The 13,828-nt window shown below is 42.3% G+C and carries 14 protein-coding genes; 12 read left to right on the top strand and 2 right to left on the bottom strand.

What is annotated here, in order from left to right; all coding sequences use genetic code 11:
• The first annotated feature begins 41 nt into the window (after positions 1-41).
• From rfbB to BLR65_RS04885, 9 genes are all read left to right on the top strand, one after another.
• Positions 42-1,112: a dTDP-glucose 4,6-dehydratase gene (rfbB, locus tag BLR65_RS04925; protein WP_093793077.1), complete on the top strand. Its 1,071-nt coding sequence runs from the start codon at positions 42-44 to the stop codon at positions 1,110-1,112.
• Between the two features lie 197 nt (positions 1,113-1,309).
• Complete coding sequence (locus BLR65_RS04920; RefSeq protein ID WP_093793076.1) at positions 1,310-1,654, top strand: four helix bundle protein; 345 nt, start codon at positions 1,310-1,312, stop codon at positions 1,652-1,654.
• A gap of 103 nt (positions 1,655-1,757) precedes the next feature.
• The gene (gene rfbA, locus BLR65_RS04915) at positions 1,758-2,639 is read left to right on the top strand and encodes a glucose-1-phosphate thymidylyltransferase RfbA (protein WP_093793075.1); all 882 of its coding nucleotides are present in this window, start codon (positions 1,758-1,760) and stop codon (positions 2,637-2,639) included.
• 20 nt (positions 2,640-2,659) lie between these two features.
• Positions 2,660-3,217 (top strand): dTDP-4-dehydrorhamnose 3,5-epimerase, encoded by a 558-nt coding sequence (rfbC, locus tag BLR65_RS04910; protein ID WP_093793074.1) that lies wholly within the window; start codon positions 2,660-2,662, stop codon positions 3,215-3,217.
• A 56-nt stretch (positions 3,218-3,273) separates the two neighbouring features.
• Positions 3,274-4,113 carry a dTDP-4-dehydrorhamnose reductase gene (gene rfbD, locus BLR65_RS04905; protein ID WP_093793073.1) on the top strand — a complete coding sequence of 280 codons (840 nt, stop codon included), beginning with the start codon at positions 3,274-3,276 and terminating at the stop codon, positions 4,111-4,113.
• A 185-nt stretch (positions 4,114-4,298) separates the two neighbouring features.
• Positions 4,299-4,934, top strand: a complete 636-nt coding sequence (locus tag BLR65_RS04900; protein WP_245692437.1) for a YdcF family protein — start codon at positions 4,299-4,301, stop codon at positions 4,932-4,934.
• Between the two features lie 143 nt (positions 4,935-5,077).
• Positions 5,078-5,575 carry a VanZ family protein gene (locus tag BLR65_RS04895; protein WP_093793071.1) on the top strand — a complete coding sequence of 166 codons (498 nt, stop codon included), beginning with the start codon at positions 5,078-5,080 and terminating at the stop codon, positions 5,573-5,575.
• A 300-nt stretch (positions 5,576-5,875) separates the two neighbouring features.
• A complete protein-coding gene (locus BLR65_RS04890; protein ID WP_093793070.1) occupies positions 5,876-7,264 on the top strand; it encodes a capsule assembly Wzi family protein in 1,389 nt (462 codons plus the stop codon).
• A 507-nt stretch (positions 7,265-7,771) separates the two neighbouring features.
• Entirely contained in the window at positions 7,772-8,761 is a 990-nt protein-coding gene (locus BLR65_RS04885; protein ID WP_093793069.1) for a glycosyltransferase family 2 protein, read from the top strand.
• Between the two features lie 49 nt (positions 8,762-8,810).
• Here the strand turns inward: BLR65_RS04885 and BLR65_RS04880 are convergent, their stop codons facing one another.
• On the bottom strand, positions 8,811-9,074 hold the full coding sequence (locus BLR65_RS04880) for a glycosyltransferase (RefSeq protein WP_093793068.1): 264 nt from the start codon (positions 9,072-9,074) through the stop codon (positions 8,811-8,813).
• Between the two features lie 140 nt (positions 9,075-9,214).
• On the opposite strand from BLR65_RS04880, the gene BLR65_RS04875 reads away from it, so the two are divergent.
• The 3 genes from BLR65_RS04875 to BLR65_RS04865 all read left to right on the top strand — a co-directional run bounded on the left by BLR65_RS04875 (position 9,215) and on the right by BLR65_RS04865 (position 11,969).
• Positions 9,215-10,246: a CgeB family protein gene (locus BLR65_RS04875; protein WP_093793067.1), complete on the top strand. Its 1,032-nt coding sequence runs from the start codon at positions 9,215-9,217 to the stop codon at positions 10,244-10,246.
• A 110-nt stretch (positions 10,247-10,356) separates the two neighbouring features.
• On the top strand, positions 10,357-11,355 hold the full coding sequence (gene galE, locus BLR65_RS04870; protein ID WP_245692436.1) for a UDP-glucose 4-epimerase GalE: 999 nt from the start codon (positions 10,357-10,359) through the stop codon (positions 11,353-11,355).
• A 194-nt stretch (positions 11,356-11,549) separates the two neighbouring features.
• Complete coding sequence (locus BLR65_RS04865) at positions 11,550-11,969, top strand: spore coat protein (RefSeq protein ID WP_245692432.1); 420 nt, start codon at positions 11,550-11,552, stop codon at positions 11,967-11,969.
• A gap of 177 nt (positions 11,970-12,146) precedes the next feature.
• Here BLR65_RS04865 and BLR65_RS04860 read toward each other — a convergent pair whose 3' ends face one another.
• Complete coding sequence (locus BLR65_RS04860) at positions 12,147-13,442, bottom strand: capsular polysaccharide export protein, LipB/KpsS family (RefSeq protein WP_169716881.1); 1,296 nt, start codon at positions 13,440-13,442, stop codon at positions 12,147-12,149.
• Between the last annotated feature and the right edge of the window lie 386 nt (positions 13,443-13,828).

The raw sequence follows: 13,828 nt of genomic DNA, 5'->3' as shown, positions 1-13,828 counted from the left end.
TTAAAGCGTCATTATCCGTATTAGAAAGAGAGGCCAATTCAATGCCAACCATGCTTGTAACCGGCGGCGCCGGCTTTATTGGCAGTAATTTTATCCATATTGCATTACAGAATTCTGCGATTCGGCTTATTAATTTAGATAAGTTAACTTATGCAGGAAATTTAGATTCGTTAAAGGATATCGAACAAGATTCCCACTATATTTTTGTTGAAGGGGATATTTGCGATAGTGGGTTAATTAATGATATTTTTACTCAATATCAGCCTGACAGCATCGTTCATTTTGCTGCTGAGTCGCATGTGGACCGCTCAATTGACGGGCCGGGAGAATTCATTCGTACGAATATTCAGGGAACATTTGCGTTATTAGAGGAAGCACGCAAATATTGGCGAGAGTTGGATAAGGACAAACAAAACCAGTTTCGGTTTCTGCACATTTCAACCGATGAGGTATATGGCTCATTAGGAGACACCGGCTATTTCACGGAAGAAACGGCCTATGCGCCGAATTCCCCATATTCCGCATCCAAGGCGTCGTCTGATCATCTGGTACGAGCCTATTATCATACCTACGGACTCCCGGTACTTATGACCAATTGCTCCAATAACTATGGTCCCTATCAATTTCCGGAGAAGCTGATACCTTTAATGATTTTAAATGCTTTGGAAGGTAAGCCACTGCCTATCTATGGCAATGGACAAAACGTTCGGGATTGGTTGTATGTAGAGGATCATTGCCGGGCTATTCTCAGAGTTTTGGAAGCGGGAAAACCAGGAGAAAAATATAATATCGGCGGACATAATGAAAAGAAAAATCTTGATATTGTACATATATTGTGTAATATCTTAGATGAAAAGCGGCCACGTAATGACGGTAAATCCTACCGGGACCAGATTACCTATGTAAAGGATCGTCCTGGACATGATCTGCGGTATGCGATTGATGCATCTAAAATTCAAAAAGAGTTGGGATGGGTGCCTGCTGAGACCTTTGAGACTGGGATTATCAAGACTGTGGAATGGTATCTGAACAATTTGGAATGGTGCCATAGAGTGACTGACGGCAGTTACCGGCGGGAGAGGATTGGGCTCGGGGCGCAGGGCGCGGAGTGAAAGGCGCAGGGCGCATGGCACGGGGCGCGGGGCAGAAGGCACAGGGCACGGGGTGAAGAGTACAGAGCACGGAGTGCGGTGCATAAGGCCTTGTTCTTCGAGCCTCGAGCCCTGTGCCTTGCGCCAATAGCCCTCAGCTCCGAGCTTTCGCCCTGTGCCCTGCGCCAATAGCCCCGCGCCACTTTAGGAGGTTCTTTATGTCTAGTTTTCGAGACTTGCGGGTTTGGCAAGATGCAATGGATTTGACTGTTCAAGTGTATAAAATGACGGAGCAAATTCCGCAACATGAATTGCATGGATTGATTTCGCAGATGAGACGCAGTGCAGTTTCTGTACCCTCGAATATTGCGGAGGGTTGGGGAAGAAAGCGAGATAAGGAATTTAATCATTTTTTAGATATTGCACATGGAAGCTTATGTGAATTGGAAACACAGTTAGAATTAGCGCAACGCTGTTATTCAGTTGAAATAAATAATTTAAGCTCGCAATGCGAAGTGGTGCAAAAACAAGTACGTGCTCTGAAAAAGACAGTAGGGGAGTAGGGACGGGGCGCAGGGCGCATGGCACGGGGCGCGGAGCACGGAGTATGGGGCACGGAGCCAAGAGCCCATCCCCCTGCGCCATTATATGGAGAGGAATGAAAAAATGGCTATAAAAAAAGGAATTATCCTGGCCGGTGGGTCAGGCACTCGCCTCTATCCGATTACTAAATCGATTAGCAAACAATTGATGCCTGTTTATGATAAGCCTATGGTATATTATCCTTTGTCCACGTTAATGTTAGCCGGGATTCAGGATATTTTGGTGATTACGACGCCGCAGGATCAGGAAAGTTTTCAACAGTTATTGGGAACAGGCGAGCAATGGGGAATTAATCTGTCTTACGCAGTTCAGCCCAGCCCGGATGGATTGGCGCAGGCTTTTCTCATAGGGGAATCCTTTATTGCCGGTGAGGCTTGCGCCCTGGTACTAGGGGATAATATTTTTTATGGCTATGGCTTTAGCGAAAAGCTGCAAAAGGCGACACAACAAGAGCAAGGGGCTACAGTTTTCGCCTATTGGGTGAAAGACCCGGAACGGTATGGAGTGGTGGAGTTTGCTGCAGCAGGCAAGGCCGTTAGTCTGGAAGAAAAGCCGCAAAAACCGAAGTCCAATTATGCGGTCACTGGACTGTATTTCTACGATAATCAGGTTGTGGAACTAGCAAAAGCTGTGAAACCATCGGCTAGGGGAGAACTGGAAATTACTGATTTAAACCGGCTGTATTTAGAACAGAATAAACTTCGGGTAGAGACGTTAGGCCGGGGCTATGCCTGGCTGGATACGGGAACTCATGAATCACTTTTGCAAGCTTCCAATTATATTGCGACCATTCAGGAGCGTCAAGGGCTCATGGTAGCCTGTCCGGAAGAAATTGCCTATCGAATGGGGTATATTTCCCGGGAGCAATTGGCCGCTCAGGGTGATTTGATGAAGAAAAACGGATACGGCAAGTATTTACTTCAGATTGCTGGCGAAGAGAAGTAGATTCAGGAGAGTGTGTGCATATGAATGTGATAAAAACCAAGCTCAATGAAGTACTTATTATTGAACCCAGAGTATTTGGTGATAGTCGGGGCTTTTTTCAGGAAACATGGAGTAAACCGAAATATGAAGTTCTTGGTATAAAAGAAGAGTTTGTTCAGGATAATTTGTCCTATTCCACTCGTGGGGTTCTAAGAGGGCTGCATTACCAGAATCCACATTCTCAGGGAAAATTGGTATCAGTCGTGCAAGGGGCAGTATATGATGTAGCGGTTGACATCCGGGTTGGTTCGCCGACTTTCGGCCAGTGGGTAGGGGTTGAGTTATCAGGTGATAATCATCGTCAATTTTGGATTCCGCCAGGATTGGCTCATGGTTTTTGCGTACTAAGTGATACTGCGTATTTTACTTATAAATGTACGGATGTGTACACACCGGCGGCAGAGGGGGGCATTATCTGGAATGATCCGGATATCGGTATTCAGTGGCCAATCGGCGATGCGGTGCTTTCGGATAAGGATCAGGTGTATCCGAGGTTAAAAAATATAGCAGCTGATAAGCTGCCTGTTTACCAGAGATGAATGAGGGCGGTTTGTTAACCGCCCCGTCTTTATATATGGGGTGAAAGGATGATATTATGAAAATATTGGTAACCGGTGCTAATGGTCAACTTGGCTGCGAAGTGGCAAAGCAGGGACGCGAACAGGAGTTGGTTTTGACTGACTGTGATACACTCAATATTACTGATGGAATAGCAGTAGCCAAGTGTATGCGGGACATTAAGCCTGACGCAGTGATTCATTGTGCGGCATATACCAACGTAGACGGAGCGGAGACTGATGAAGACGCCGCTTTTCGGGTGAATGTTGTTGGTGCTCAGAATTTAGCTGCCGGCTGTTTAGAAACCGGAGCGCGGATGGTATATGTCAGCACTGACTATGTATTTGACGGAACAGGCAGAAAAGCATACCGCGAATTTGATATGGTTAATCCGCAGACGGTATATGGCCGGACAAAATGGCAGGGAGAGGAAATGGTGCGGCAAATCCTCAGTCGGCATTATATTGTACGTACCGCTTGGCTGTATGGCGAGGGCAATAATTTTGTGCGTACCATGCTGAGATTGGCAAACGAGCAAAATACCTTGCGGGTTGTCAATGATCAAATAGGTTCGCCCACGTCCACTGTGGATTTGGCGACAGTTATATTTAAGTTGCTGCAAACAGATGGGTATGGCACTTATCACGCCACCTGCCAAGGACATTGCTCTTGGTATGATTTTGCCTGCGAAATCTTCCGACAAGCAGGCAAACAGGTAAAAGTTGAGCCGGTAACAACCGCGGAATTTCCCCGCCCGGCCAAGCGCCCGGCCTATTCGGTGCTGGATAATTATATGTTGCGGATGACTATCGGTGATCCGGTCAGGGGATGGCAGGAGGCACTTCAGGTATATTTGAAGAATCATAGTAGTTGCTAAGTGTGGTTTAGTTAGATCTGTTGCTGCCTATACGAACAGACTGATGGAGGAGTGAGGGGGTTTGTATGTTAATCTATCTCAACAAAATCATAGCGTCGTTTCTACTGCCGCCAGGATTAATTCTAGTGTTGCTCGGATGGCTGAATATTGGGTTCTATAGAAGGAAATATTTTTTTGCAAAAATTTTGAGCTTGGTCGTTGCTGTATTTTATCTCATGACGACACCATATGTTAGTGATGGTTTGATAAGAAGTCTCGAATCGCAATATAGGCCAATTCAGAATCCAACCGGCGATGTCATTATTATGCTGGGGGGCGGGGCAACAGGCGATACGCCTGACATAGACGGGATCGGCCATTTATCCGGCAGTGCGGCCAATCGGTTGTTGACAGCCGCCAGACTGCAGAAAAGACTTAATGTGCCGGTAATTGTTTCCGGCGGCAAGGTTTTTGAGGATACTGGCACAGAGGCCTTGATTGCTCAGCGAATGTTGTTGAGTTTGGGAATACCGCAAGACAAGATTATTATCGAAGATCAGAGCCTGAACACTACACAAAACGCTCTGTACGTGAAACAGATTATAGAACAAAGGCACTATGAACAGCCGATATTGGTGACATCTGCTTTTCATATGCCAAGGTCCGTGATAAATTTTCATAAAGTGGGGCTTGCGGTGGAGCCATATCCAGCGGATTACAAAGTAAATGCGAATAGTAGTGCATCCTTGTTCAAATTTTTGCCAAGTGATGGTGCAATATATAATACTTGTACTGCTTTACGGGAATATCTGGGAATGATAGCGTTGGAATTTCTTCATTAAGAGTTGTGCCGTCAAGGAAATTTGGAAATAATAATGCGCCGCGATTTTTGGCTTCTGAATGGATTACTGCAAGAGATCAGCCAGGCCTTGGCGATCAGTGGTAGGCGAGAAAAATCAATAAAAAGGTGCAGGAAAAAGGTCGTATGGAGCAAAACAGAAATGGTAAAACAAAATATTTGATGTTGCATTGGATTCTCATATTGATCTGGATATCATGTATTTTTTCTTTTTCGGCCCAGCCGGCAAGAAACTCTAATGGCTTAAGTCTGAAGGTGACTAAGGTTATCATCACGGCGGCAGCCTTTGTGATGCCGATTCAGCGGGATGCAGGAACGATTGAGCGGTTAGCAGTAAAATATAATGGACGTGTACGGAAGATCGCACATAGTATGATATATTTTCTGTTAGGATTATTGCTGACTAGGACTCTTAAACTAAGTGGTATAAAAGGGAAAAAGATATATTTTTTTGCGTTGTTGTTTTCTTTGGCATATGCAGTCTCAGACGAGCTGCATCAGGTGTTTGTGGCAGCGGGGCGAAGCGGGCAAATATCTGACGTGCTGCTGGATACTGCCGGTGCGACTATGGGGATAGGCATATACTGGTTGTTTAGCGGAAACAGAAATAAAGAGTTGCTGTAGAAATATGTAAAATAGTCTGGAATGAATTGTTTTATTAAACAAAATATGCTATAATTTGGCAGAAGAAGCCAGCATGTTACCGAATTGGTAGAAGCTCACTGTTGGATAGCTTGACAGTGGGCATTTTTTGTTTTAATGATTTGTGGGAGCGTGATATGCAATGTTATGGAAGAGAGCGTTGGCAGTTGGTTTGCTGCTTGGGGCTTTGACAGCAAGCGTTCAGGCAGCACCGTCCGATTTTGTTTCGCCTAACGTACCTTTGTCAAGTCCGCTGTATGGATATATCGAAAAGTTTGACGGATGGGTTATCTTAAATCGATGCCGACCGGGACTAAGCCTTATACCCGGATGCAGATGGCTCAGTGGTTGACCGAAATTGAAGCGGAAGCACAAAAACGTCCCTTGCCGCAATATCTGACAGATATGATGAAAGAGCTTGAACAGGAATTGGCAGAGGAAGTAAAGCTTTTGTCCGGGAAACAGGCGGATTTGTCCTTTAAATTGAAGGAAGTCGGGTTGGAATTGGGTGCCTACGATGGTAATACGGTGAAGTATTCTGGTCCACGGGCTAGCTATCAGCCGCTTAATGGCAATAATAACGGTTATCGTTACGGGCAGGATGGCAATCTGATTGCTACGGCGCAGATATCAGGTAAACTTGGCCGGGATGTAGTTGTTGCCTTAGAACCACGTTTTAGCTATGATGACGATCAAAAAGGGGATATTGCCCTAACCAGCGGGTATGTTAAAACCAGAATAAACGGGATATCTGTTCAATTAGGCAAAGATCCGGTTTTTTGGGGGCATGGTGCTAGCGGATCCTTAATTCTTGGCAACAATATGCAGCCACTTACTTCCATTAAGTTTTCCAATCTTGAACCTTATACAAGTAAAGGATTCTTCCGTTTTTTGGGAGAAATGAATTTTACGGCTATGTATAGTGAACTGGAGAGTAATCGGACGAAAATGAGTGCAAATGAAGTGGACAGTCCATCGTTTGTGGCCATGCGGGGAACTTTTACGCCGCAGCAGAATCTTACTTTCGGACTAACGTTAACCTCAATGCTCGGCGGAAAAGGAAATAGCCTGAATCACAGTGATTGGAAGCATTGGTTTCCGGCGATCAATGATGATGTTGCTAATGATAAATGGAATGATATTGCCGGATTTGATATGAAAGTGCGGCTGCCGAAATGGAATAATGTTCAGTTGTATGCCGAATACTATGGTGAAGATCAGGTCCACTATAAACCGGCAAAGACTGCCAGGCGAGTGGGCGTGTATATTCCCCGGCTCAGCGACGATGGTGCCTGGGATATGAAGGTAGAATGCGCGAACACCAGTAATGTCTGGTACATTCATCAATTATATACCAATGGTTATGTATACAAGGATAATATTATCGGCGATCCATTAGGACATGATGCTAGGCAATATTATGTAAATATTGGCCATTATTTGGACAAAAACAGCCGACTGTCCTTTAATGCAAATTATGTTACTATGGAGAGGACGGCTGCTATTTCACAGACTATAAAATCCGGCTGGCTGGCTTATCAGACCAAACTGCAGGATAACATGTTTTTGGATGGCAAATTAGGTATTGCAAAAATAAGTAATGCTGATTTCAGTAGTGGCCGTGGTGAAACTAACCATTTTGCCGGAGTTAGTCTGCGGTGGCTGTATTAAATGTGTTACATCAAAAGTAGTTAATTATATATGTTGGCAAAAGATTCTACTATTACCAGGTAGAATCTTTGTTTATCTTAATTTGTAATCAGTTTTACCGGGACAATATAGCTGTTGGCTAGAGGCGGCAGCTATTGATTATAAGAGATTGTTGATATAATATAATAAGGTAATAGGCAAAGGGTGGGGGCAATTACTGATTTTGGCTAAACGGAGATAGATTGTTAAATTTCACTCCGTTGCAAGAGATGTTGTTAAGTATAATCTTTTTATCATAATTAACTGTATAATTAATATGGTTAATTATATTGTTTCGATGATGATTTAGGTCAAGTCAGTGGACATACTCCTTCGCCACTACATCAAAGAATATTGAAAGAGGTCAAAACAGCTGCCCAGGGAGAAGTCATGAGGAAGCGTAGAAACCTATCATGAAAAGAATCATGACGAATATTGAAAACCTTCAGGAGAAGCGATTATAAATGATGAAATTGTGGTGATTATTGGATGAACATCTCGATTGCTATGTGTACTTATAACGGGGAACTTTATTTGGAGGAACAACTGGACAGCATCAGGCACCAAACCCGCTTGCCGGACGAATTAATTGTGTGTGATGATGCTTCGCAAGATGGAACATTTACCATTCTCAAAAAGTTTAAGAATAAAGCGGAATTTACGGTTACTCTGCTCAGAAATGAAAAAAATATAGGATCAAACGCAAATTTTGCCAAGGCCATACAACAGTGTTCTGGCGATCTTATATTTCTAGCCGACCAGGATGATTATTGGCTGCCTCAAAAAACGGAAACAATAGTCAAGGCGTTTCAAAACAACCCTGAAATAGGGATGGTTTTTACTGATGCAATAGTAACGGATAAAAACCTGAGGCCATATCCTTACTCTTGTGGATTGTGGGAAAACGTCGGTTTTGACTTACATTATCAAAAGCTTTTATGGGCTGAAGAGCCATGGCTGGTTTTTAGTAGAAAAAGTATTGTAACAGGTGCGACAATGGCATTTAGAGCCAAGTGGAAGGATATATTTCCCCCTATCCCTAACCTTTGGGTGCATGATGAATGGTTTGCCTTCGTTTTATCATTGGTGTGTCCTTTTGACTTTTTAGCGGACAAGCTCATGTATTATAGATTACATCCAAAACAGCAAATAGGTGTAAATATACGCAGTTCCCAGCACAGTATTTTTACTCGTTTACGTAAGGTCATATTTCCGGAAGGACACCGGCGCAAATGCAGCAAGCGGATAAGGCACATGGATGAGGCTTTGCTATATATCGGAACACTGCAAGCTTATTTGCTTAATCCAGACAGTTTATCTCATTTACAAAATCAATTGGCACATTGGAAAAGCCGAATTTCCTTGAAGGGAAGTCCGCTCAATAGATTGGCAACAATTAGGGAAGAGATAAGACTTGGCCGCTATAAACAATATTCCGGGTCGAATAGTATGGCGTTAAAGGATTTCATTGAATTTTAGGAAAAATTTTGGCAACATTTATCGAGTCAATAAAGCTGACTTAGATCAGCTAGTGAGGACCTAGTGAAAGGGCAAGGATGAGGGTGTACTTTAGCACGCGATTGCTATGGCTGAGATCGAAAAATCTTTTTACTGCCGGCTTCTTGGCACTGGATTTTATTATATCCGCTAGCAGGGCTTTGGCACCCCGTATAGCTATTTTTTCATAGTTGTATCCTTTAGGAAGTTCAAGGTGATTAATATATTGCAGGCATTTAGCATACATGTCTTCATCATTCACACAAGATATAAACGCAATTTGCTGATTGTTCATTATGAATCACTCCTTTAGTTGTGACATAGCATCATTAATAAATTTAGTAAGATGATATATTATTCAGAGAGAGAAGCATATTTTGCATCATTAAAATATAGAACGTATTGCAGAATATTGTATAAGGAGGCCCTACTGCTTTGAAAGTTCTTTTGCTAGGTCCAAATTATTTCAATTATGTAAGCAGCATTGCAAGAGCTTTAAAAAAATTAAATGTAACGGTTGTTACTATTCAATATTACAACGATGTTTATCAAGAATGCAATCACCTACAAAAAAAGTTAGATCAACTGGGAGTAACTAACTGGAAAGCAGCCCGTCTGAGAGAATGGAACGAGCATATAAGTAAAACTGCGCGAGATTTTAAACCTGACGTATGTATTGTGTGCAATGGAATGATTTTAACAACCCAAACTCTCCAAAATATCAAACAGGGTAATGCAGAATTAGTATTATGGCTATTGGACGGCCTGAGACGCAACGCCGTTTTCGAGAACAATCTTAAGCTATATGACCAGTGTTTTGTTTATGACCAACAGGATGTTGCTTATGTTACGCAAAAATATGATATTCCCTGTACCCATCTTGTTAGCAGTTATGATCCGGCTATTTATTACCCTAAACAAAACAACAGAGATATTGATATTTGTTTTATTGGTAAAACAACACCTAAACGGCTGGAAATTTTAAAAGCGGTAGCGGAGTACGCTAAAGCGAAGAATCGCTCTTTCGTTACCTATGGCAATTATTGGAGTACCCGGCATTATTGGAAGAAATATCTATTTAAAAGAAGATATGGTCCCTTGGCTTCTTTTGTTGTGAACACAATGATTAGTCCCGAGAATCTAGCCGATCTCTATCGACGTAGTAAGATTTGCTTGAACATTCACATTGCCGAACACGACGGGCTTAATCCCAGAACCTTTGAAATTCTGGGGACGCGGTCTTTTGCCCTTGTTGATGATAAACCCGAATTGTCACAGCATTTTGAGATGGGAAAACATCTGGCAACATATTGTAATAAAAATGATCTGCTGGAAAAGATTGATTATTACCTTGAAAATACAGATATACGGGAAAAAATTATGGAAGATGGCTATTTGTATGTTCGCGATAAATACGATATCAATACTACGGTAAATCGAGTTTGGAATATAATTAAAGCAATTTGAGAGAAACTATAGAATTTGCCGGTAGAATAACATGCCGGCAAAAGCGGTGCCGGTAGTCAGGCAGTAGGCAGTATTGGAAGGCTGAAAACGATTGCAGGAGAGGCGGTTAAATGATTATGAATATATTGGTAACTGGCGGTGCCGGTTATATAGGTTCCCATACCTGTGTTGCTTTGCTGGCGGCAGGCCATGAGGTAATTGTGGCTGATAATCTGTGCAACAGCAAAGCGGAGACCCTGGACAAGGTCAGAAAGATAGCAGGCCGGAAAGTAACGTTTTATCAGATCGACGTGACCGATGAGGCGGCGGTGGATCATGTCTTTTCCAGTCACAGCCTAGACGGTGTGATTCATTTTGCCGGGCTGAAAGCAGTGGGGGAATCGGTTGAAAAACCGCTTGCCTATTACTATAACAATCTGGTAGGCATAATGGTTTTGGCAAAAGCCTGCCAGAAGTATGGAGTCAATAAATTTATCTTTAGTTCATCAGCTACCGTATATGGTGAGAATAATGTTCCATTTGTTGAAACTATGAAGCTTTTACCAGCTACAAATCCATACGGAGAGACAAAAGCTATGAGCGAAAGAATTCTAACTGACATAGCTAAAGCAGATTCCGGCTTCTCAGTATCTCTACTACGGTATTTCAATCCTGTAGGCGCCCATGAGAGCGGCCTGATCGGCGAGTCGCCCAACGGCATACCGAACAATCTGATGCCGTATATTACTCAGGTGGCCAAAGGCAAACTAACTAAGCTGCGGATTTTCGGAAATGACTATCCAACAATTGATGGTACAGGAGTCCGGGATTATATTCATGTTATGGATCTGGCCGAGGGGCATGTGGCCGCACTTGATCACCTGACGGCAGGTGTGCATATTTATAATTTGGGAACAAGCCGGGGTACTTCTGTGCTGCAACTGGTGAAGGCCTTTGAAGAGGCCAATAACATTACAGTGCCGTATGAGATTGTTAACCGTAGACCGGGGGACATTGCCGAATGTTATGCGGATGCGACAAAAGCTGAGAAGGAGTTACAATGGAAGGTGAAACGGGACATAGTGGCAATGTGCCGGGACGCTTGGCGGTTTGAGTGCCAGGAAAGCTAAAGAGGCTTAGGGGTAACAAGCTTAGCTACTGAATGAAGCTTCCGTTTTTTCAAGTTGCCGGCATATTGCTGAATGTTTTTAAGCATTGCTGGAAAGCTATGAAAAAATTGGAGGAGATGGATATATGACATTACAACTTAGCCAAAAGGAAAAACAGTTATTGCAGGATCAACAGTCTCATGAGAAGGTTTGTATTGAAAAGTACCAGAGCTTACGCCCAGCAGGATACTGATACGCAACTGAAACAATTATTCCAATCCTATGCCCAGCAGGAACAGCAGCATTTGAGTACGATTAACTCTATACTGAGCGGTCAGGTACCCAGCATGAACCAAGGCCAGCAGCAAGGGCAGCAAATGCAACAGTCGCAGCAAACCGGCAACACTCAGGCAACCGCGGGTACTTCTTCAACGGCCAATCAGAAAGACACAACGCTATGCAACGATATGCTGATGACCGAAAAATATGTGTCCGGCGCTTATGATTCCGCGATATTTGAGTTTGCCGATTCGAACGTGCGCCAGGCCCTGAATCATATTCAAAAGGAAGAGCAGCAGCACGGCGAGGGAATTTATAACTATCTGAGCAGCAAAGGCGCATACAACATAGGGTAACCGTCAAACAAGAACGTGCATAAAAATAGAGCCAAACTTGATGTATAATGATAATCGAGTTTGGCTCTGTCTGTATTTTATTTGAAACCTGCGGACTCCGATGATACATCCTGGTTTCGGTACAGGTTACCAAACAAAATTAACTATAAACTTAAAACTGGCTTAAAGATATTTAACTTACATTCCTAATTCATTCAATATTTGCTCTTTCACGCATGCAAAATGCCGCTCGTCCGGGTTACGCCAGGAACCCTCTGTTAAATACATATAACGGAGATAATACAGAAACTTATTAATTAGGTTAATATTTACAGGTTTATCAATAACGTCAAGGTATTCTGCTAATGTATTGGGATCTGTTACGTTTGTTACTAACCCAGGAATGTTATAAAATGCATTGCCTAGGGTAATAACAGGTTTATGATAAAGCAATGCTTCAATTCCTACTGAAGAGTTAAGAGTAATGACCCCTTTGCTTTGCTTAATCAAGTCTTCAGTCAAATAATCATTGGCAAAAACAACATTGCACTCACGGTATTGTCGTCTTAACTCAGTATAATCTACCCGGCTATAATCACTGGGGTGCTCTTTTACCACTATCCTTAATGGCACAGTCGTTTTCTGATTAAATTGTTCAACGGCATGACACACATATTTAAGTAATTGCTCCATTGTCATTATTCGCGGTGAAAATAACAATACCTGTGTATCATCATGTACTTGAAATGGTACAAATATATAATTCTCCGGTAATGATATTTTATTACATATTTCCCGTCTATTTAGCAGGGAAGAGAGCTTGGTGAATTTCGATTTATTTTGTCGTTTTTCCCTAACATTTAAGGACTGCGTAGTTAATAATTGGAGTTTGGCTTGATCGATAGTAACACTTTCCCAAAAAGTTAGTGGCAAACCAACCAGACTGTTACCGAAATTTACGCCTTTGGAATCTATTGTAGTTGTATTAGGTAGAACTCCGTTTTCAAAATATAAAGTCCGGATTCCCATCAATTTGGCAATATATCCAGTAACTGCCAGTGGCACCCTTGCACCATTCCACATACAAACCAAGTCAATAGAGTGAAATTGCATGTAATTGTTTACTTTATCTGCTATAGATAATGCATGTTTTTTTAGCAAATAGGAATTCATCAAAAATCGCCGTCTAAGACTTAACTTTTTGCTATATTTCCTCAAATTAACATAGTATTTAATAAGTACCTCTAAATCAGCATCGCTAATGGTTAATCCCTGTAATCGCGATACATTTTTAAAGATATCCTTTAATTTGATAGTTTCTCTAAGTTTTAAGTAGTGGACGTTAAATTCATCGGTAAGTATAGCTCCTACTTGTCCGAAATATTCACGCTGCCTTTTGCCCAGATAAATAAAAAGTATATTTTTTTTGTTATTTATTTTTAGTTTCCCCCTGTGGTCAGTAACAGATTCTGGCGAATGCATTACATCAAACATTTTATTCCTCATGCCGGTGTCGAATTTTTTTATGCCTGTATTCGTTTATGCAAAATTCCCTTAATATCAAAATACTCTTGTCTTTTAAGGAATTTAATGAATACGGCACTTTATTTCCATATTCAATATTTTATCCTTATTCGTTATTTACCGGTAAAATTCCTTCCATTAACATTTGAGATGCAGTCGGGTTTTCGCAACTGAAAGCCACTGGGGACGGTTCCGATTGACAACAGACTTGGAGGAACATGCGGGGTCAGGCTTGAGTTAAACAAAAAAATTGACTTATTTACAGTCAGTCTGCTAAACTGAAGCAAAGTAAGGTTGGCAGGTGAGAAGGATGGCTGGCAAGAAAATCAAGGATACACTGCGGCCTTCTCGGTTGC

The organism is Sporomusa acidovorans (assembly GCF_900101845.1).
Classification (GTDB): domain Bacteria; phylum Bacillota; class Negativicutes; order Sporomusales; family Sporomusaceae; genus Sporomusa; species Sporomusa acidovorans.
Note: the sequence above shows the minus strand (reverse complement) of the source record. Positions and strands in the feature narration are given on the sequence as shown.

Coding starts and splice junctions, on each gene's coding strand:
- rfbB (WP_093793077.1), top strand. CDS start 42: ATGCCAACCATGCTTGTAACCGGCGGCGCCGGCTTTATTGGCAGTAAT.
- BLR65_RS04860 (WP_169716881.1), bottom strand. CDS start 13,442: ATGTTTGATGTAATGCATTCGCCAGAATCTGTTACTGACCACAGGGGG.
- rfbC (WP_093793074.1), top strand. CDS start 2,660: ATGAATGTGATAAAAACCAAGCTCAATGAAGTACTTATTATTGAACCC.
- BLR65_RS04890 (WP_093793070.1), top strand. CDS start 5,876: ATGGGTTATCTTAAATCGATGCCGACCGGGACTAAGCCTTATACCCGG.
- galE (WP_245692436.1), top strand. CDS start 10,357: ATGATTATGAATATATTGGTAACTGGCGGTGCCGGTTATATAGGTTCC.
- BLR65_RS04920 (WP_093793076.1), top strand. CDS start 1,310: ATGTCTAGTTTTCGAGACTTGCGGGTTTGGCAAGATGCAATGGATTTG.
- rfbD (WP_093793073.1), top strand. CDS start 3,274: ATGAAAATATTGGTAACCGGTGCTAATGGTCAACTTGGCTGCGAAGTG.
- BLR65_RS04895 (WP_093793071.1), top strand. CDS start 5,078: ATGGAGCAAAACAGAAATGGTAAAACAAAATATTTGATGTTGCATTGG.
- BLR65_RS04885 (WP_093793069.1), top strand. CDS start 7,772: ATGAACATCTCGATTGCTATGTGTACTTATAACGGGGAACTTTATTTG.
- rfbA (WP_093793075.1), top strand. CDS start 1,758: ATGGCTATAAAAAAAGGAATTATCCTGGCCGGTGGGTCAGGCACTCGC.
- BLR65_RS04880 (WP_093793068.1), bottom strand. CDS start 9,074: ATGAACAATCAGCAAATTGCGTTTATATCTTGTGTGAATGATGAAGAC.